The sequence below is a fragment of the Plantactinospora sp. B6F1 genome (assembly GCF_040120695.1).
Taxonomy (GTDB): Bacteria; Actinomycetota; Actinomycetes; order Mycobacteriales; family Micromonosporaceae; genus Plantactinospora.
Genome location: NZ_JBEEAC010000026.1, coordinates 15,363 through 31,828, shown reverse-complemented (window position 1 = coordinate 31,828; position 16,466 = coordinate 15,363). Strand labels below are relative to the sequence as shown.

Below are 16,466 nucleotides of genomic sequence, written 5' to 3'. Positions count from 1 at the left end.
AGGGGACGGCAGAACCGGACGGGCGGCGGTCAGCGGGCGTGCCAGGCGGCGAGAAGTTCGGCCTCCTCGACCTCGGTGAGCCCGATCCGCTGGCCCGCCTCCGGGCCGGCCGTCGCCAACCAGCCCGCGGTGTCCCGGGCCGTCTCGGCAAGCGGCCGGGTCCGCAGCCCGGCCGCCAGGCTCGGGGTCACATCCCGGCTCAGGATGCCGGCGTACTCGGGCACCGGCAACCACAGCGGCAACGACCGGGGGCCGGCCCAGGGCTGAACCCCCCGCTCCGCCAGGAACTCCTGGGTCACCCAGCTCAGGGCGGCGCCGTCGGGGAGTACGTCGGCCAGGAATCGGGCCCGGGTCATCGGCGCACCGGCGCCGTCGTACGTCCCGATAAGTCCGCGCTCACCGGCGGCGACGATCCAGGCGGCCAGATCGCGTACGTCCACCAACTGCACCGCGTCGTCCGGTGAGCCGGGCGCGAGGACCTCGCCACCCCGGGCCGCCCGCCGGACCCAGTACTCGAAGCGCCCGCTCGGATCCTCCGGGCCGACGATCAGGCCGGCCCGGCAGACGAAGACCCGGTCGGCACCGAACGCCTCCGTCACGAGCTGCTCACAGCTCACCTTGCAGGCGCCGTACGACTCCGCGGAGAGCGCCGGGTCCTCCGCGTCCGGCGGCGCGGGGGCCAGTACCGGCGCGGTGTCGACCCGCTGGCCGACCGTGGTGGTGTCCGCGTACACCGAGACGGTCGAGACGAAGGTGAAGTGTCCCACTCGACCGGCGAGCGCGGCGGCCGCGTGCCGGACCTGGTCGGGGTGCCGGGTCACGTCGACGACCAGGTCGAACTCGCCGGTGAGCCCGGCCAGGCCGGCCGGGTCGGTGCGGTCCACCCGGACGAAGCGGACGCCGTCCACCGGGTCCCCGGACGAGCCCCGGGCGGCGCAGGTGACATCGTGGCCGGCGGTGAGGGCCTGCCGGGCGACGGCCCGGCCGAGGAACACGGTGCCGCCGAGGATGAGGGTTCGCATCCGGCGATGGTGCCCGGTGGGACGGCCTTCGGTAACCCCTGTTCGCGCAGGGCGGATCAGGTCCACCGGCGCCGGGGCACCGCCGGCCGAGGGCCGAGTTCCGCCGCCCGTCATGCGTACCGGCCCGGATGTAAAGTACGGTTCGACCGATATCCCAGGAGGTCGCGAATGTCCCTGACGGTGCACACCGAGGAACGGGCCGACGTCGTCGTCGTGTCGGTCGCGGGCGAACTCGACATGGCCACCGCGCCGCAACTGCAGGACCAGATCACGGACCTGCTGGAGAAGGGACACCACCGACTGGTCTTCGACCTGGCCGATCTCACGTTCTGCGACTCCACCGGGCTCTCCGTCTTCGTCCGTGCCCGCAACAGCGCCGACGAGGCCGGCGGCATCGTCCGGCTGGCGGCGCCGCGCCGGGGGGTGCTGCGCATCCTGGAGGTCAGCGGTCTGGTGGAGGTGCTCCAGACGCACGCCACGGTGGACGAGGCGGTGGCCGGCGGCCGCACCGTCACCGACTGACGGATCCGGCCCACCACCGACCGGCGGCAGGGCAGGCCGCCACCGACCGGCGGCCCGGCCCGGCCGATCCGCCACCGGGCACCCTGCCGCTTTTCGTCCGCCACGCGCCAGGCACTAGGTTGTCGACCGACACGGATCCGGCAACCTGGAGACGCCAATGCTCAAGGGCTTCAAAGACTTCATCATGCGGGGCCACGTCGTCGACCTCGCCGTCGGCGTGGTCATCGGCGCGGCCTTCACCGGCCTGGTCACCCAGTTCACCAACTCGTTCCTGAAGCCGCTGATCACCATGTTCGGCGGCGAGAAGGACCTCGCGGCGGGCACCTGGACGCTGCCGAACGGGGCCGTGGCCGACTGGGCCGCCTTCGTCAACGCCACCATCACCTTCCTGATGACCGCCGCCGTGCTCTACTTCCTGGTGGTCCTTCCGCTGAACAAGCTCGCCGAGCGGCGCCGGCGGGGCGAGGAGCCGGCGCCGGCCGCGCCGAGCGAGGAGATCAAGCTGCTCACCGAGATCCGGGACGCGCTGGTTGCCGCCGGCCGGGCACCGAACCGGCAGCCCGAGGGGCCGGACGAGCACTTCGGCCAGCAGTACCCGCCGGCGCAACGCCACCCCTGAACCCCGAGCGTCACCTGCCCGGGTAACGGCCCGAGACCCGGCGATCTTCTCGAACGTACGTTCGATAAGGTCCCGGCATGGAACAGCGAAAGCACTGGTGGAACGGCAAGTGGGGGCGCCTGGCACGGCGCGATGTCTATCTACGGGCGGATGCCGACCAGTGGCACGTGGAACAGCGGGCGGGCGGGGCCGAGGGGATCTCCCGGTTCTACGAGTTCGACAGCGAGGACGCGGCGTACGACGTGGTCCGGACCCTGCTGGCCGGGCCGGACAGCTGGCGGGAGCTCTCCGCCCGGCCGCCCGGGGTCGACTGACCGCGCGCGGACGACGGGGCGGGCGGCGGTCAGCGGGACGGCGCTTCCAGCAACGCGATGGTGCTGAGCGTGACCTGGTCGCGGATCCGGGTCACCGAGGTCTGCCACTGCCGGGTGAACCCGGGCCGGTGTTCGAGGTCCCGCCAGACCGGCAGCACCGACTCGTCGAGCCGGGCGGCCGGCATCCAGAGGTGCAGCAGGCAGTCTATTGCCGGACGGAGCCGGTCGATCTTCTGCGTCCGGGTGCCCGGCCCGGTGAGGCTGAACTCGATCAGCGACAGCAGCGTGGTGAGCAACCAGTCGTGCAGGGCGAGGTCCTCGCAGAACTCCACCAGCGCCGGTACGGTCTCCTGCGGCGCGGTCAACTCCAGGGTGCGCAGCGTGTCCGACTCGATCCGGAACTTCCCGTGCGCCTCGGTTCCCGGATCGGCGGCCGGCAGCACCGCCCAGCGCAGCCGGGTGCGCTTGGTCCGGAACGGCGGGCGGCGGTCCAGCCGGGGCGACCGCTGCACCGCGTCGATCAGCCGGGCGCTGATCGCACCGAGGTTCAGCGTCTGCGGCTGGTGGGTGGGCCCGAGGAAGCCCCGGGCCACGTCCCGGAGGTCGACCTTGCCGATCGTCTCCACCCAACCGGGCCGGGACAGGTAGTGCGACCAGATCAGCCGGCGGTTGCTGGCGGCCCGGTCCAGCCGGGTGTAGGTGGAGCCCTGCAACACGTGCCCCCCGGTCATCGCCGCGTGTGACACCACCGTCCCCACGCCCCGGATACGGCTGCCGGAGCGGGTCGGCAGCCGGCAGTCGACCCCGGTGAGCTGGTCCGGTGAGACCGCGTACGCGATCGGACGCTCGGACCGGCGGACCCGCTGGCCGACCAGGAGGTCGAGGAGTTGGGCGGTGTTCTCCAGCGAGAGCGAGCTGGAGTTCTGCAGAAGTCCGGTGTGGACCTCGCCCAGCGTCAGCATGCGCTCCTCCGCAACCTCGTGGGCACCGTGACCGGGCGGCCGGAGCCGGGTCGCCGTGACAGCGTCACCGTAACCGATGTTCGCGGCGGGCACGGTGATCGGCCGACGGCAATTCGCCGGCGTCGTCCCGCACCCGTCCCAGCGGGGACGGACACCGGCTTCCACCTGCGAAAACGATGTTGTTGCGTCCTATTGGTACGGTTGCGTTACGTGCCGCTCACGCCGCCCCTAGGAGCCGCCGTGACCAAGGTCTACGTCTCGGCCACTTTCCGGGATCTACAGGAGTGCCGCGCCGCCGTGCAACTGGCGCTGCGCCGGCTGCGGGTCGAGGACATGGCCATGGAGTCGTACGTCGCCGAGGACCGGCGCCCCCTCGAACGCTGCCTGGCCGACGTCGCCGAGTGTGACGTCTACGTCGGCATCTTCGCCTGGCGGTACGGCTTCGTCCCGGCCGGCTACGACCGCTCGATCACCGAACTCGAATATCGGGAGGCGCTCACCGGCGGCAAACCGTGCCTGATCTTCCTGCTGGACGAGGAGGCGCCCTGGCCGCGCAGCTTCGTGGACCGGGGTCGGGACGCGGACAAGATCGAGGCGCTCCGGGCGGAGCTGGCCGACCGGCACATGTGCAGCACCTTCCGGGACCCGGCCGACCTGGCCGCGATGGTCACCGCGGCGGTGGCGAACTGCCTGACCGACGCCGGGGTGCCGACCGGCGGCATGCACACGCTGAGCCGGGACACGCTGAAGCAGTACCTGCTGCGGCTGCGGCAGCACTACGGGGTGCTGGACCTGGACGCGCTGACGCCGGAACAGACCGAGGACTACCTCCGGATCCAGTTGATGTCGGTCTTCGTCGAGCAGTGGGTACGCGAGGACCCGCCCCCGGCCGAGCTGCCCCGGGAGTGGCTGCGCCGGATGCAGTCGGAGGGGCGGATCGGCACCGAGGACGTGCCGGAGGAGGTCGATCCCCGGGAGCTGGTGCAGTTGCACGAGTCGTACCGGGCGAAGCCGTTGCAGCGGCTCTTCGACGTACTCGGCGCGCCGGACCAGCGGGCGATCGTGCTGCTCGGCGATCCCGGCTCGGGCAAGTCGACCGCGGCCCGGTACGTCGCGCTCAGCCTCACCGGCGGTCCGGTCGACGACCGGCTGGCCCCGCTCGCCGACCACCTGCCGCTGCTGATCGAGCTGCGCTCGTTCATCACCCTGGCCGCCGAGGGCAGGTGCGAGAACTTCGTCGACTACCTCGACCACCGGGCCGGCACCGACGGGCTCGGCATCGAGCGGGCCGCCCTGCTGCGGCATCTCGGGGTCGGCGGCCGGGCGGTGATGATCCTGGACGGGCTGGACGAGGTCTTCGACCGGCACCGCCGGGAGGAGGTGGCCCGGCAGATCGCCGGGTTCGCCGCCAACCACCCCCAGGTACGCATGATCGTCACCTCCCGGATCATCGGCTACTCCCGCCGGATCCTGACCAGTGTCGGGTTCGTGCACTACACCCTGCAGGACCTGGACGAGGAACAGACCGGCGACTTCCTGTCGAGCTGGTACCGGCTGGCGATCCGGGACCGACCGGAGGACGCGCAGGCCCAACGGGCCCGGCTGCTGGACGCGATGCGGCACTCGCACGCGATCCGGGAACTCGCCGGCAACCCGCTGCTGCTGACCATCCTGGCGATCATCGGCAAGCACCAGCCGCTGCCCCGGGAGCGCTGGAAGCTCTACGACCACGCCGCCACCGTGCTGGTGGCGCAGTGGGACACCGACCGGCACCTGCGCGAGGAGTCCCCGGTCGCCGGCTTCCTCGACCCGGAGGACAAGAAGGAGCTGCTGCGCCGGCTGGCGTACCGGATGCAGTCGGCCGACCGTGGGCTGACGGTCAACTACATCGACCGGGCGGAACTCAGCGACGTCTTCGAGCGGTACCTGGTCGAGCGCTACCGCCGGGACGCCGCCACCGCCCGGAGCATCGCGCTGGCGATGATCGAGCAGTTCCGGGAGCGGAACTTCATCCTCAGCCGGTACGGCCCGCAGGTCTACGGCTTCGTGCACCGCACCTTCCTGGAGTTCTTCTGCGCCGACGCCATCCTGGCCAAGTTCCAGCACGACCAGGTGCTCTCCTTCGAGCAGCTCAAGGAGCTCTTCCGGCGGCACTGGGCCGACCTGTCCTGGCGGGAGGTGCTCCGGCTGCTCGCCGGCGCGCTGCACCAGAACCACACCGCGCAGCTCATCCAACTGCTGACCACCGAGGTCAACCAGCCCTGGCCACCGGCCGACTTCGCCCCGCCGCCGTGGAACCTGGCCCTGGCCGTGCAGTGCCTGGCCGAGGTGCGCAACCTGCACAGTGCCGCCGCCAAACCGGCGGAGACGCTGCTGCGGCAGCTCATCCTGCTGCTGGAGCACTGCGTCTCGATCGACGACCGGGAGACCGCCCGGCTGATCGACGAGGAGATCCTGCCCGCCGCCAAGGTGATCGGCCCGAACTGGCCGGGCCGCAAGATCTACCTCTCCTGGTACCGCCGTCGGGGCGTCCGGGTGGTCTGGAACCCGGTCTCCACCCACGCCGCCCGGCTGGCCGCGATGCTCTCCACCCCGGCCGAGCGGATCGACGACCTCTTCGACGACGTGCTCGCCAGCATGGACGAGAGCCCCGCCTCGTACGCCTCGGTCGCCGGGCTGGCCGAGTTGGCCCAGCTCGCCACCACCGCCGTGGACAGCCCGGCCCACCAGGCCGCCGCCGCGCGCGCCCGGACCCGGCTGATCAAGCGCGCCCGGGCCGACAACCACGCCGGGGTACGGCTGGCCGCCGTGCAGGCCCTCGGGGAGCGGTTCGGTACCGACCCCGAGGCCCGCGACCTGCTCATCGAGCGGGTCCGGGCCGACGGGTACGCCGGGGTCCGGCTCGCCGCCGTGCAGGCGCTCGGGGAACGGTTCCGGGACGAGCCGAACGTCCGCAACCTGCTCCGGGAACGTGCGCACGCCGACGAGCACGCCAGCGTACGGCGGACCGCGATCCAGGCCCTCGGCGAGCGGTACGGCGGCGACGACGAACTCCGGGACGTGCTCGTCGAATGCCTGCGCACCGACACCGACGCCGAGGTGACCAGGACGGCCGCGCACGTCCTGGTCGAACGGTTCGCCGCCAGCCGGCACGTCCGGAAGTTGCTGATCGAACGCGCCCGGGACGACACCGACCCGGTGACCCGGCGGACCAGCGTGCGGGTCCTCGGCGAGCGCCTGGCCGGCGACGCCAGGGTCCGGGCGCTGCTCGTCGACCGAGTCCGGGCCGACCGTGACCCGGGGGTGCTCCGGGTCGCCGCCCGCGCCCTGATCGACCAGTACGGCCCGGACACCGCCACCCGGGACCTGCTGTTCAGCCGCGCCGGTGGGGACACCGACGAGATGGTCCGGCTGGTCGCGCTGCGGTTGCTGGTCGAGCACTTCGAGCGGGACAACGCGCTGATCGAGCTGCTGGTCACCACCGCCCGACAGGACCGGGACGCCGACGTACGCCTGCTCGCCGCCCGGGCGCTGACCGACGAGATCGGCGCCGAGGCGTCGGTCGGGGCCGCGCTCGGCGAGCTGGCGCTGCGGGACCGGGACGCCCGGATCCGGCTGGTCGCGGCCCGGGCCCTGATCGAGCGGGTCGGAATGGACTCCGCCGTCTCCGAGGTGCTCGCCGGGCTCGCCCGGGACGACTCCGACGCGGCCGTACGCCTGGCCGCCGTCAATGCCCTCGCCGACACCGTACGCCGGGATCCGACGATCCGGGAGGTGGTGCTGGACCGGGCCCGCGCCGACTCTGACGCGGAGGTGCGGCTCGCCGCGCTCCGGGCGCTGACCCGGGAGCCGCACCACTCCGACCAGGTGCACCAGGTGCTGGTCGACCGGGCACACCACGACCCGGACGCCGCCGTATTCGCGCTCGCCGCCACCGCGGTGGTGGAGCGGGGCGGTCCCGGGGACGACGTGCACGGCCTGCTCGCCGGCCGGGTGCACGGGGACGGCAACGCCCGGGTCCGGCTCGCCGCCGTACGCCTGCTGGTGCAGCGGGTCGGCGTCGACGCCGACGTCCGGGAGACACTGCTGGAACGGATCCGGCACGACCCGGACGCCGAACTCGTGCACGAGGCCGCCGTCGAACTCGCCACCCGACTCGGCACCGACGTGGAGCAGTGCGAGGTGCTGATGGCCCGGGCCACCGGCGAGGACCCGCAGATCCGCACCGTGGCGGTACACATCCTCGGCGAGTACTACGGCACCGACCGGGCGGTACGCGAACTGCTCATCGAACGGGCCGGCAACGACAGCGACGTCCAGGTACGCCGGACGGTGCTCCGGGTCCTCGGTGAACGCCTCGCCGAGCACCCCGAGGTGCGTACCCTCTTCGTGGAGCGCCTGCGCGACCAGGACTGGTCGGTGCGGGCCGCCACCGTGCAGGCCCTCGGCACCCACTTCGGCGACGACCGCCAGACCCGGGAACTCCTCACCGAACTGGCCCGGGACGACCCGGATCCCGGCTTCCGGCGCCGGGCCGGTCAGGTGCTCACCTGGCTACCCGACGCGGACCCCGACCACCTGCCTGACGTACGGCGGTGAGCGGTGTGCGGTCAGTCGCCGGCGAAGACGTACTCGGTCCGCTCGACCAGGTCCTTGGGCAGGTCGATGTGCTCGTTGCGGCTGCGGGTCTGTATCTGGTCGAGCACCGCCGGGCTGATCGAGACCTGGCTCAGGATCGTCCGGACGGCGTGCTCGATCGGCAGGAAGCGCGAGCCGAGCACCGAGAAGGTCCGGTACGCGCTGAACGGCGGGGCGTGCGGGTTCAGCTTGACCACCGCCGGCATCTCGTCCCAGTCGTCCGGCCAGTCGTCGAGCTGGTAGGGGTTGGTCACGCCCTCCCCCTCGTGCCGGAGCAGCCCCAGCCGCATGAGCTGCCAGACGGCCGCCAGGAACGGGCAGGACCAACGCCGCTCGCCGTTCTCCTCGTAATCCCACAGCTCGACGTCCATGAAGATGGAGTGCCGGTTCGCCGCGTTCTGCATCGGCGGCTGCCAGGCCCGGCCGGCACTCATCGCCTGGCCGGGAACGGAGACCGGCGACCGCCTGCCGTTGCAGAGCCAGCCGGTCTCGGAGGTGGGCGGGCGGTCCCCGGTGGTCTCCGGGACCGGATCGGAGACGAGTTGGGTGAGCACCAGTTCGGCGAGCGGGATGTCGTCGGCCTGGGCGCAGCCGGCCTCCCGGGCGAAGTAGTCGATCACCAGACCGCTGTCCCGCGCCGCCTCGCGTACCTGCTCCATCACCACCCGGGGGGTGCTGAACCGCTGGAAGTAGTCGTCGATCAGGAAGCAGGTGCTGATTCGGGGCCGGCCGTTCGGCAACCGCTCCGCGCAGGCCTGCCGGGCCGCCGCCGCCCAGGGTGCGACCCGGGCGAAGTGCCGGCGGAGCTGGTCGATCCCACCGGCGAACTCCTCGATGTAGAGGTGTCCCAGCTCGATGGAGAGGTGCGAGAGCGGAACGGACTCGACGCTGCGTCTGGCCGCCGTCTCCTCGAAGGTCACATCCGGTCTCATCACAGCATCTCCCAGGCCGTGTCGTCCACGATGAGCTTTGCCAGCGCCGAGAAGGCCTCCACGGTCTCCAGGTTCGCAATCTTGCGCGCGTACACGTCGTTGTCGGAGATGAGCTGCTCGCGCCATTGCAGCACCGGGTCGAGCGGTACGGAGCCGAGCAGCATCGTCCGGCCCACCCGGTTGTTGCTGGCCAGCTCCAGCAGGTCCTGGTTGCACTCCCGGAGCCAGGCCACCTGTGCCGGCCGCAGCCCCTCCAGCTCCGGCGAGTCGGGGTCGACCACGGCGGTACGCACGAACCGCAGTCGGTTCACCAGGTCCTCGTGGTCGTGCCCGGCGAGGGTGCCGGCGTCCAGGATGCCCCGGGTGCCGTAGACCAGCCCCGAGGCGGCGAGGACGTGCTGCCGGGTCCAGCGGTGGAAGACCAGCCAGCGCGACCGTACCGACTTCAGCGCCGGCATGGCGGTGGCCGCCAGCACCATCTGGGTGGCGTACGACCGGCCCGCGCTCAGGTCGACGAGGCTGAGGTCGAACTCCTCCTCCAGCCGCAGGAAGAGCCGGGCACAGCGTTCGATCCGCTCCCGGGTGGCCGGGAACTCCCCGCCGCCACTGTCGCCGGGCAGCAGCACCAGCCGGCCGGCACCGGGCGGCCGGTTGCGCAGGCTGGGCCGGTCGGACTCGGTCCACACCTCGATCCGTTGCGGCTCGGCCAGGGCACCGTCCAGGTAGTCGTGCAGACCGCCCCGGGTGGTGCCGTGCACGGCGGAGTCGATGTGGAAGATCGCGCCAGCCGTCGGCGACCCGAAGTCGAAGTCCAGATAGCAGACGTCGCTGCCCTGCAGCGCGCTCCGGTAGAGCATGTTGCTGCTGGTGACCGAGCGCCCGGTGCCGCCCTTGTCGGAAGCCGCGAAGATCAACATTTCAGCCTGCCTCCGCGACGTCGCGGCGGGCCGCGTTCAACTCGTCCAGCCGGCGCAGCACCGAACTGGTCAGCGCGGCCGCCGTGCCGGGCCGCTCGTGCACGATGTCCCGGGCCCGCCGCAGATTGACCCGCACCACCTGGAGCGTCTGCTGCATCTTCGGGCCCGCCTCCGCCGCGCCGTCCAGCAGCTCCATGTCGTAGAGGTGCTCGGCCTCGTTGAGCAGGTCCAGCGCGTGCATGGTGAGCCGGTCGCTGCGCAACGGCGGACGGCGCAGGACGCGTACGGTGGTGACCAGCGACTGGACCACCCGCTCGGTGTAGTACCACGAGGGTGCGTCGTGGTAGTCGACGAACTGCCGGAACACCCGGGCCGGCTGGTCCCACAGGCTCCGGCCGGCGCCGCGTTCGAGCCGGCGGAGCACCAGATGGTCCCAGACCTGGTCGGCCAGGTCCAGCATCCTGGCCCGCTGCTCGGCGTCGCTCAGTAGCCCGGCGATGTACGCGGTGCGCTGCAACAGCAGGGCGGAGAACTCGGTCACCGCCCAGCGCAACGTCGGCCCGCCCAGCTTGTCGCTGTTCTGCAGGGTCAGCCGTACGCCGGGCGAGTGCAGCGTGAGCGCCTGGTCCTGGTCGAACGGCCGTCGGGTGATCCGCGCCCGGTTGGCCAGCTCCTCCAGCACCGCACCCACCCGGCCGAGTTCGGTGTCGGCGCCCCGCTCGACCACCAGGCCCTTGACCGCCAGTGAGGTCACCAGCAGGGTGTAGTAGTCGGTGGCGTCCCGGTCGGTGGTCCGCCAGGGGATGTCCTCCAGCGGCCAGCGGTGGCCGTCACCGAAGGTGGCGACGGTGGCCCAGTAGCCCCGGGTCAGGTCCCACCGCAGTTGCAGCGCCCGGGAGAGCCGCTGCTGCTCCTCGTTGAGCAGACCGAGGATCCGGGTCCGCTCGGTGAAGAGTTCCTCGATCGCGTCGATCGCGATGACCGTGAAGTAGAGGTACGGCTCCTCGGGCGCCACGCCCGGCCGCTGCTGGCCGACCGCCTCGGTCGTCTCGATCTCCGGCGCCTCCCCGACGATGCCCCAGGACCAGCCGCACTCGAAGAGCCGGTTCGGACTGTCCAGGTCGGCCACCTGGCCAGAACCGATCATGACCTCACGGAAGCTGGCGATGGTCTGCCGCAGCCGGCGGCGCAGCTGCGCGACGACCTGCCGCTGCGGCAGGTTGCTCTGGTTGAGGGTACGGACCAGCGCCTGGCCCTCCTCGGAGTCGACGTCGAAGACGTTCACCGCGAAACTGCGCAGCAGCCCGACCATCGCGGCGGTCAACCGCACGCTCGCCATGCTCTCCAGCTCGTCGACTTCCCGAATGATCTCCTCACGGCGTACCGCGGTGCGGAAGACCCGGGCGAAACCGATGGCGGCCAGGGAGAGTGTGATCGACATGGCGAACGAGTCGACGATGTCGAGTTCGAGCTGCTGCTCGGACGGCTCGCCGTCGTCGGTCTGGAAATATGTCCGGCCGGAGAAGACCGGCGTCCCGGATTTGTCGGTGTAGCGCTGGTAATACTCGGTGAGCACCTGGATCAGCACCCGGGGAATCTGGGTGGCGGTGCCGAGCGGGCGCAGCGCCCTGATCATTTCCTCGGCGGTCTCGTCCGGACGGTCCAGTGAGAAGTCCGCCTGGGTGGCCGGGAGCAGGATGCAGAGCAACTGCTCGGCGTCACTGATCGAATTCGGCCCGTCCCGCCCGCCCCACTGCCACTTCCCGTCCTGCCAGCTCGACCGGACGGTGGCCGCCCAGATCTCCAGTAGCTCCTGACGGGGCTGGATCCTCATCTATCGTGCACCACCATCCGCGAAAAACACCGGCTAGGTCGAGCGGCACTCACATTGTCCGTCGGGAAGACCTGGCGGCTCCCATACGTGTCTCGATGATAGAGACGGATTCGACCGGCTGCGGTAGCCCGGCTCGGCGACCGGCGCGAATCAAAGGAAGACGCAGGTCATCGCCGCAGTACTCGGCCTCTCCACAGTGGTGCCACGTTTCATCGCGGCCACCCCCTTCGCATCTCGGGCCTATCCATCAATGATGGCGTACGCGTCAAGGCGCGGGAACACCTCGCCGGGGCGCCCACCAGGAACATCGCCCCGAACGGGGGACGCGGGACCGGCTCAGCCGTGTCGGGCCGGATCGGTGAGCTGCTGGCGTACCGCCCAGAGCGCCGCCTCGGTACGCGACGCCGAGCCGGTCTTGCGGAGCAGGTTGGACACGTGCACGGTGACCGTCCGTACCGAGATCCCGAGCGACCGGGCCACCTGCTTGTTGGACATCCCGGCGGCCAGACAGGACAGCACCTCGATCTCCCGGCCGGTCAGCTCGGCGGTGGGCGCCGGCGGCGGCTCGACGAGCAGCCGCAGGTCCACCGGCTCGGCCACGAGCTCCTCGGGCCGCCGGCCGCGCCCCGCGACCAGCAGCTCCACCAACCGGTAAGGGTTGCCGCCGGTACGCCGCCACACCGCATCGGCCACCGCCGACGGCACCGGCGGTCCGGGATAGACCTGACGGAGCACGGCGGCCACGTCCGGCCGGCCCAGCGGGCCGAGATGCTGCCGGACCGCGCCCGGGGCACCGGTGAGCCGGGTCAGGGTGGCCGCGACCAGCCGGGGTGACACCGCCTCCTCCGGTGGCCGGCTGCCCACCAGCAGCAGGGCCGGCAGACCCGGTGCGGTGGCCAGCTCGCCGACCAGGTTGAGGCTGGCCGGGTCGAGTGCGTGCAGGTCCTCCACCACCAGGACCGCCGGCCCGGCACCGACCAGGGCCCGTACGGTGCGTACCGCCAGGCGCAGCAGCGCGTCCGGGGCGTACCGTTCCCGGGGTGCGTTCGGGTGCTGGGCGAGCCAGGCCAGCGCGTCGGGCGGCAGCGGCAGGTCGGCGGTGTCCCGACCGCTGAGTACGGCGGCGAGCCAGTCGTACGGGGCCGGGGTGTGCACCCGGGCGGTACCGCTGAGGATCGTCACCGGCCGGGGCGAGAGTCCGTCGAGCGCGGCGCTGATCAGCAGGCTCTTGCCCACCCCGGCGGCGCCGGTGACCACCACGCAGCCGGTCCGGGGGCACCCGCCGGCGACCCTGGCCCAGGCTGCGGCGAACTCGGCCAGCTCTCCGGCGCGCCCGACCATGGAGACCGGCATCATGGGTCAACCCTACGCAGTACTGCGTAGTGACTTCGCCGTGGATCTCGGGGCAAGCTGCACGGTATGACCTATGTCCTGCGCAGCCTGGCCGTCAGCGACCCTGGACTGGTCCGCCCCAACAACGAGGACGTGGCGTTCGCCGGCAACCGGCTGATCGCCGTCGCCGACGGCATGGGTGGCGCGCCGGCCGGCGAGGTGGCCAGCGAGATCGCGATCAGCAGTCTGGCCCCGGCGGAGCGGTCGGCGCCCGGCGCGGAGCCGGTGACCGCCCTGTTGGACGCGATCGGTGCGGCCAACACCCGGATCCGCGCGGTCACCGACGCGGACCAGGCCACCGAGGGGATGGGCACCACGGTCACCGCGATGCTGCTCGCCGGCCGCCGGCTCGCGGTGGCGCACGTCGGCGACTCCCGGGGCTACCTGCTGCGGTCCGGCAGCCTGTCGCAGCTCACCCGGGACGACACCTTTGTGCAGGCCCTCGTCGACCAGGGCGGGCTGACTCCGGAGGAGGCTCGACGGCATCCGCAGCGGTCGCTGGTCACCCGCGTACTGCAGGGCGGCCCGCTCGCCCCGGCCACGGTCGCGCTGATCGCCCAGCCCGGCGACCGGCTGCTGCTCTGCAGCGACGGCCTCTCCGACGTGGTGGACGACGACAGTATCGCGGCGACGCTGGTCGGCTTCCCCGACCGGGAGGAGTGCGCGCGACAGTTGGTCAAACTCGCCCACCAGGCGGGCGCCCCGGACAACGTGACGCTGGTGTTGGCGGACGTGGTGCCGGCCGTCGACCCGGAGACGTCGACCGCCGGCATCGAGCCGGCCTGACGGCGCCCCGGCGCGGCGGATCCGGGTCGGCGTACCGCATCATGGATGGCGTACCGGCCCCGGCCGATGGCTCGGATCACATGGCCGGCGCACCAACCCGGTGGGCGGGAGGGCCAGCGTGATCGTGATCGACCTCGGCGAGGAGCGGTACGACCCGCCGGTCGATCCCGACCCACCCCGCCGGCTCGTTCGGCGGCGACTGCGGACCACGGCCCTGGTGCTGACCGGGGCGCTGGTGCTCGGCGTGGGTGGCGGGGCCCCGCCCGCACCGGCGCAGCTGACCGAGGTCTACCGGGGGCCGCTGGAGGCCCGTCCGACCTTCGCGCTGACCGGGGACCGGTTGTTCGTGACCGGACCGCTCGACCACGGTGGCGGACGTCGGGTCACCGCGTACGAGTTGGACCACGGGCGGCGGCTCTGGGCCAGCCCGTACCGGATCGAGCGCCAGCCGGTGGGGCTCTACCACGTGGGCGGCCTGCTGATGGTGATGGAGGAGTGGGGCGGATCCCAGCACCGTTGGTTCCGCACCACCGCACTGGACGCCGACACCGGTCAGCGGCGCTGGTCGGTGCCGAACCACCTGACCGTGCTGCCGGCCGAGCGGGTGGCGCTGACCGTCACGGAGGTGTTCCCGGAGGGTTCGCGGGTCGACCCGGGCGATCCACCGCCGTCGGGCAGCCGGGTCTACGTTTCGGGCGCCGGCGTGTACGACGCGCCGCCGATCGGAGAGGTCGTCCGGACGATCGACCTCGACACCGGCCGGGAGCTCTGGACCTCGGCGCTGGTGTCGGGCGTCCTGGCGATGACGCGCACCGCCGAGCGTCCCGCGGCGCTGCTGACCGGGCACCGCGACGGCGTACTCGAACTGCGCGACCCGCGGACCGGGGTGGTCCGGCAGCGGCTCGACCCGGCGGCCGGCCGACCGGAGTACGCGACGGTGGTCGGCGACTCGCTGGTGGTCAGGCACGAGCGGAAACTCGCCGCCTACTCGGCGGATCTCCGACAGCTCCGGTGGACACGTCCGCTGCCCAGAGACGTCCCGTACGCCAGTGAGTGCGGGCCGATGGTGTGCCTGGACAACCCGAACGACGTCGAGGTGATCGATCCCGCGACCGGCTCGACCGCCTGGCGGGTGGCGGAGCCGTTACGGCTGAGACCGTACGGCGCGCACCTCGTCGAGGTCGATGGCCAGCCCGCGCTCCGCCGGGTGGTGGACCCGCACACCGGGCGTACCGTGGTGGACCTGGCCGGGTGGACCGAGGCGGTGCCGCCCGCGGAGGACGGTCCGCTGCTGCTGCTCCGCCGGGCCGCTGGTCCCCGGACCTGGGTGGGCCTGCTCCCCCCGGGGGGTACGGCGGTCCGCCCGCTGGACTACCTGCCCTTCGTCGTCTCGGCCTGTCGGTCGACCGCCGGGGTGATCGCCTGCCTGGCGCAGCCCGACGAGCTCCGGGTCTGGCGGTACCGGCCGGCGGCGCTCCCGGCGGGTTGAGCGGGCGGCGGAAGCACCTCGCGCGGCGTTGCCCGGCCGGGTCGACCAGACGGCCGTAGCCGTCGAGATCGGCGATCACCTCTTCCGGTACGCTGGTCACCCATCGGGTCGCTAGCTCAATTGGCAGAGCTGAGGACTTTTAATCCTTAGGTTCGGGGTTCGAGTCCCCGGCGGCCCACCTCATAACGTGATCTCGTTTTGACCTGCGCTCTCGCGGTTCGCACGTCCACGTGCGGCCTGGCAGGTAAGGGTTTCGCTGGCTCGGCCACAACCGGGATCGGCTGTGTATAGGTTGAGCTATAGTTGTTCCGTGACCAACGGGCCGGCCCACCGCTGGGCAGTCAGGACCACAGGCGAGGTCCGCAACTGGCTACGGGCCCTACGTCAGTCCGACCCGGCGGCGTACCGATCCGTCAACGTGGCCATCGACATGCTCGCCGAAACCGGTCCGGGCCTGGGGCGTCCGCTGGTCGACACTCTCCGGGGTTCGAGTATCAGCAACCTCAAGGAGCTACGGCCGAGGTCTGGGCGGAACGTCGCCATTCGGGTTCTGTTCGCCTTTGATCCCTGGTCGCAGGCGGTGCTGTTGGTCGCGGGCAACAAGGCGGGAGACTGGACGCGGTGGTACGAGAACGCGATCCCGATCGCCGAGGTCGCTTATGAGGGTTGGCTTGCCTTCGAGAGGAAACGAAGGGAGGGCTGATGGTCGACTTCCATGACTGGGACGACATCCGCGCCGAGTTGCACGATGGGGACGACGACGCGCTCGATGCGGAACGCGCCCGCACCGAGGCGTGGGTCGGCGCGTTCCACCTCGCCGAGGAGCGCAAGCGTCTCGGCCTTACCCAGCGGCAGGTGGCCGAGCTGATGGGGGTTACGCCCGGCCGGGTGAGTCAGATCGAGAACGGCGATCTGGACGCCAACGAGGTGGCGACCCTCAGCCGGTACGCACGAGCACTGGGTGCCCGGATGCGGATCATCTTCGACTACGGCAGCGACCTCCGGCAGATCGCCTGATCTCGTGTTCTGAGGTCGCCCA

The 16,466-nt window shown here is 71.8% G+C and carries 14 protein-coding genes and 1 tRNA gene; 9 read left to right on the top strand and 6 right to left on the bottom strand.

Features of this window, described 5'->3' with window-relative positions; all coding sequences use genetic code 11:
• Positions 1–29: 29 nt before the first annotated feature.
• Complete coding sequence (locus ABNF97_RS25985) at positions 30–1,022, bottom strand: NAD-dependent epimerase/dehydratase family protein (RefSeq protein ID WP_130461538.1); 993 nt, start codon at positions 1,020–1,022, stop codon at positions 30–32.
• 168 nt (positions 1,023–1,190) lie between these two features.
• Here ABNF97_RS25985 and ABNF97_RS25980 point away from each other — a divergent pair, with 168 nt between their 5' ends.
• The 3 genes from ABNF97_RS25980 (at position 1,191) to ABNF97_RS25970 (ending at position 2,477) form a co-directional block, all read left to right on the top strand.
• Entirely contained in the window at positions 1,191–1,544 is a 354-nt protein-coding gene (locus ABNF97_RS25980) for an anti-sigma factor antagonist (protein ID WP_130461537.1), read from the top strand.
• A 157-nt stretch (positions 1,545–1,701) separates the two neighbouring features.
• A complete protein-coding gene (gene mscL / locus ABNF97_RS25975; RefSeq protein WP_130461536.1) occupies positions 1,702–2,163 on the top strand; it encodes a large conductance mechanosensitive channel protein MscL in 462 nt (153 codons plus the stop codon).
• 77 nt (positions 2,164–2,240) lie between these two features.
• Positions 2,241–2,477 carry a hypothetical protein gene (locus tag ABNF97_RS25970; protein ID WP_130461535.1) on the top strand — a complete coding sequence of 79 codons (237 nt, stop codon included), beginning with the start codon at positions 2,241–2,243 and terminating at the stop codon, positions 2,475–2,477.
• A 29-nt stretch (positions 2,478–2,506) separates the two neighbouring features.
• On the opposite strand, the gene ABNF97_RS25965 is transcribed toward ABNF97_RS25970, so the two are convergent.
• Complete coding sequence (locus ABNF97_RS25965; protein ID WP_349340115.1) at positions 2,507–3,439, bottom strand: SCO2521 family protein; 933 nt, start codon at positions 3,437–3,439, stop codon at positions 2,507–2,509.
• Between the two features lie 240 nt (positions 3,440–3,679).
• Between ABNF97_RS25965 and ABNF97_RS25960 the strand changes: the two genes are divergently transcribed.
• Positions 3,680–8,038, top strand: coding sequence for a HEAT repeat domain-containing protein (locus ABNF97_RS25960; RefSeq protein ID WP_349340114.1), 4,359 nt, complete (start codon positions 3,680–3,682; stop codon positions 8,036–8,038).
• Between the two features lie 11 nt (positions 8,039–8,049).
• Here the strand turns inward: ABNF97_RS25960 and ABNF97_RS25955 are convergent, their stop codons facing one another.
• The 4 genes from ABNF97_RS25955 to ABNF97_RS25940 all read right to left on the bottom strand — a co-directional run bounded on the left by ABNF97_RS25955 (position 8,050) and on the right by ABNF97_RS25940 (position 13,116).
• Positions 8,050–9,009: an SCO2522 family protein gene (locus ABNF97_RS25955; RefSeq protein ID WP_130461532.1), complete on the bottom strand. Its 960-nt coding sequence runs from the start codon at positions 9,007–9,009 to the stop codon at positions 8,050–8,052.
• Positions 9,009–9,926 (bottom strand): SCO2523 family variant P-loop protein, encoded by a 918-nt coding sequence (locus ABNF97_RS25950; protein ID WP_130461531.1) that lies wholly within the window; start codon positions 9,924–9,926, stop codon positions 9,009–9,011. The genes ABNF97_RS25955 and ABNF97_RS25950 overlap by 1 nt, the downstream gene beginning before the upstream one ends.
• A 1-nt stretch (position 9,927) precedes the next feature.
• Positions 9,928–11,760 (bottom strand): SCO2524 family protein, encoded by a 1,833-nt coding sequence (locus ABNF97_RS25945; RefSeq protein ID WP_130461530.1) that lies wholly within the window; start codon positions 11,758–11,760, stop codon positions 9,928–9,930.
• Positions 11,761–12,096: 336 nt separating this feature from the next.
• On the bottom strand, positions 12,097–13,116 hold the full coding sequence (locus ABNF97_RS25940; RefSeq protein WP_349340113.1) for a helix-turn-helix transcriptional regulator: 1,020 nt from the start codon (positions 13,114–13,116) through the stop codon (positions 12,097–12,099).
• 63 nt (positions 13,117–13,179) lie between these two features.
• Here ABNF97_RS25940 and ABNF97_RS25935 point away from each other — a divergent pair, with 63 nt between their 5' ends.
• From ABNF97_RS25935 to ABNF97_RS25915, 5 genes are all read left to right on the top strand, one after another.
• Positions 13,180–13,938 carry a PP2C family protein-serine/threonine phosphatase gene (locus ABNF97_RS25935; protein WP_349340112.1) on the top strand — a complete coding sequence of 253 codons (759 nt, stop codon included), beginning with the start codon at positions 13,180–13,182 and terminating at the stop codon, positions 13,936–13,938.
• Between the two features lie 118 nt (positions 13,939–14,056).
• Positions 14,057–15,427: an outer membrane protein assembly factor BamB family protein gene (locus ABNF97_RS25930; RefSeq protein ID WP_349340111.1), complete on the top strand. Its 1,371-nt coding sequence runs from the start codon at positions 14,057–14,059 to the stop codon at positions 15,425–15,427.
• A gap of 105 nt (positions 15,428–15,532) precedes the next feature.
• Positions 15,533–15,605 (top strand) — tRNA-Lys (locus tag ABNF97_RS25925).
• A 132-nt stretch (positions 15,606–15,737) separates the two neighbouring features.
• The gene (locus ABNF97_RS25920) at positions 15,738–16,130 is read left to right on the top strand and encodes a type II toxin-antitoxin system RelE/ParE family toxin (protein ID WP_130461502.1); all 393 of its coding nucleotides are present in this window, start codon (positions 15,738–15,740) and stop codon (positions 16,128–16,130) included.
• Positions 16,130–16,444 carry a transcriptional regulator gene (locus tag ABNF97_RS25915; protein WP_088642010.1) on the top strand — a complete coding sequence of 105 codons (315 nt, stop codon included), beginning with the start codon at positions 16,130–16,132 and terminating at the stop codon, positions 16,442–16,444. Before ABNF97_RS25920 ends, ABNF97_RS25915 begins: the two co-directional genes overlap by 1 nt.
• Positions 16,445–16,466 lie beyond the last annotated feature (22 nt).

Bases quoted from the DNA above. Each gene is read 5' to 3' on its own strand.
- ABNF97_RS25985 (WP_130461538.1), bottom strand. From the start codon at position 1,022: ATGCGAACCCTCATCCTCGGCGGCACCGTGTTCCTCGGCCGGGCCGTC.
- ABNF97_RS25980 (WP_130461537.1), top strand. From the start codon at position 1,191: ATGTCCCTGACGGTGCACACCGAGGAACGGGCCGACGTCGTCGTCGTG.
- mscL (WP_130461536.1), top strand. From the start codon at position 1,702: ATGCTCAAGGGCTTCAAAGACTTCATCATGCGGGGCCACGTCGTCGAC.
- ABNF97_RS25970 (WP_130461535.1), top strand. From the start codon at position 2,241: ATGGAACAGCGAAAGCACTGGTGGAACGGCAAGTGGGGGCGCCTGGCA.
- ABNF97_RS25965 (WP_349340115.1), bottom strand. From the start codon at position 3,439: ATGCTGACGCTGGGCGAGGTCCACACCGGACTTCTGCAGAACTCCAGC.
- ABNF97_RS25955 (WP_130461532.1), bottom strand. From the start codon at position 9,009: ATGAGACCGGATGTGACCTTCGAGGAGACGGCGGCCAGACGCAGCGTC.
- ABNF97_RS25950 (WP_130461531.1), bottom strand. From the start codon at position 9,926: ATGTTGATCTTCGCGGCTTCCGACAAGGGCGGCACCGGGCGCTCGGTC.
- ABNF97_RS25945 (WP_130461530.1), bottom strand. From the start codon at position 11,760: ATGAGGATCCAGCCCCGTCAGGAGCTACTGGAGATCTGGGCGGCCACC.
- ABNF97_RS25940 (WP_349340113.1), bottom strand. From the start codon at position 13,116: ATGATGCCGGTCTCCATGGTCGGGCGCGCCGGAGAGCTGGCCGAGTTC.
- ABNF97_RS25935 (WP_349340112.1), top strand. From the start codon at position 13,180: ATGACCTATGTCCTGCGCAGCCTGGCCGTCAGCGACCCTGGACTGGTC.
- ABNF97_RS25915 (WP_088642010.1), top strand. From the start codon at position 16,130: ATGGTCGACTTCCATGACTGGGACGACATCCGCGCCGAGTTGCACGAT.